The organism is Acetatifactor sp. (assembly GCF_982438285.1).
In genome coordinates this window covers 1-1865 of sequence record NZ_CEWDFQ010000473.1, presented here as the reverse complement: position 1 = coordinate 1865, position 1865 = coordinate 1, and the positions used below count along the sequence as shown (strand labels likewise).

Here is a 1865-nt window from a genome sequence, read left to right as displayed (position 1 = left end):
GTATACGGCTGTGGTAAACAGCATCATTCTTTTAAGCCTGCCCTGGATTTTAAAGCTTTACGGCCTCACAGAGGAGACTACCAGCCTGGCTTATATTCTGGTGATGATTCACAACGGTATGGCTATATTTTTGTGGCCGCTGTCCTTTGTACTGCCGAATATGCTCCGGGCCTGCAATGATGTGCGCTATACCATGGTGGTCTCCATCTTTTCCATGTGTGTGTTCCGCATCGGATTCAGCTATATTATCGGTGTATACATGGGCTATGGGGCAGTGGGAGTGTGGATCGCCATGCTGCTTGACTGGGTATTCCGAGTGATTTTGTTTGTGGGAAGATATCTGACCGGAAGGTGGAAGAAAATGGCCCTGGGTCATGGGGTCTGAGGGGGAGACTTGACGTAGTGCGTTTTCCAAAAAGAAGTGGCAAGCTTAAGACAGGAGAAGAGAAAAATGCGGAAATATGAAACGCTGCATCTGGTGAAGGGAGAGGATTTGAACCATCACGGCACACTTTTCGCGGCCAGAGCTGCGGCCTGGTTTGTGGAGGCCGGTTTTGCGGCGGCAGCCTGTGAACATGGAAATACAGAGGAGATCGTGCTTAGAAATGTGCATTCCATGTCTTTTTCCAGACCTGTGAAAAAGGGGGAGGTAGTGCGCTTTACAAGCCGTGTAGTATATGCGGGAACCACCAGTCTAGTGGTGGGCATAAAGGCAGTCCAGGCCATCACAGAAGAAAGGGCCATTGCGGGCTATATCACCTTTGTGACAGTGGAGGAGGACACCGGACGCAAGAAGGCTCATAAGGTTATCCTGGATGCAGCCCAGGACAAAGAGGAGGAACGTCAGAGAAAAGAGGCCTTGTGCCTGGTGAAGGGAAGGAAGCTGCAGACAGAGCCTGAGAAACAGAAAGGAGAGGAACGCCTTGGAGAGAACATTTGAGATTAGAGATAATTTCTATTTGGACGGAAAGCCTTTTCAAATTATTTCAGGAGCTTTCCATTATTTCAGAACGGTGCCTGCCTATTGGAGGGACCGCATGGAAAAGCTGAAGGCCATGGGCTGCAATACGGTGGAAACCTACATTCCATGGAATATGCACGAGCCGGAAAAGGGAAAATTCTGCTTTGAAGGAATTTTGGATGTGGAGCGCTTTGTAAGCATTGCCAAGGAGCTGGAGCTGTATGTGATTCTGCGTCCCTCCCCTTATATCTGTGCGGAATGGGAATTTGGCGGGCTTCCCGCCTGGCTTCTCAAGGAGGATGGAATGCGCCTCCGGGTGAGCTATGAGCCCTTTTTGAAGCATGTGGAGGAATATTATAAAGAGCTGATGCCCCATTTGGTTCACCTGCAGATTGACCGGGGAGGCCCTGTGATTCTTATGCAGGTGGAGAATGAGTATGGTTATTTTGCCAACGACAAGAGCTATTTGGAGACAATGCGTGACCTGATGCACCAAAACGGCGTCACAGTGCCCCTTGTGACCTCTGACGGCCCCTTTGCCGAAAATCTCAACGGCGGTGTGGTTTCGGGCGCTCTGCCCACAGGCAATTTCGGCTCCCGGACAAGGGAGCGTTTTGATGTGCTGAAGCAGTACGCAAAGACAGGGCCTCTGATGTGCACGGAATTTTGGGTGGGCTGGTTTGACTACTGGGGAAACGGCGGACATAAGACGGGCAATCTGGAGGAGAGCGTGAAGGATTTGGATACGATGCTGCAGATGGGCCATGTAAATATCTATATGTTTGAGGGCGGCACCAATTTTGGTTTTATGAACGGGTCCAATTATTACGAGGAGCTGACCCCGGATGTGACCTCCTATGACTATGACGGGGTGCTCACCGAGGACGGACAGATCACTGAAAAG

At 50.5% G+C, this 1865-nt stretch carries 3 protein-coding genes; all 3 read left to right on the top strand.

Features of this window, described 5'->3' with window-relative positions:
- Positions 1–385 (top strand): MATE family efflux transporter (locus tag AC1WIP_RS15385; RefSeq protein WP_481142651.1); only part of this gene is annotated, 385 nt, incomplete at its 5' end.
- A 66-nt stretch (positions 386–451) separates the two neighbouring features.
- Complete coding sequence (locus tag AC1WIP_RS15380; protein ID WP_481142650.1) at positions 452–940, top strand: acyl-CoA thioesterase; 489 nt, start codon at positions 452–454, stop codon at positions 938–940.
- Positions 924–1865, top strand: a 942-nt coding sequence (locus AC1WIP_RS15375; RefSeq protein WP_481142649.1) for a glycoside hydrolase family 35 protein, incomplete at its 3' end; no start/stop codon positions are given. The genes AC1WIP_RS15380 and AC1WIP_RS15375, both read left to right, overlap by 17 nt.

Coding starts and splice junctions, on each gene's coding strand:
- AC1WIP_RS15380 (WP_481142650.1), top strand. CDS start 452: ATGCGGAAATATGAAACGCTGCATCTGGTGAAGGGAGAGGATTTGAAC.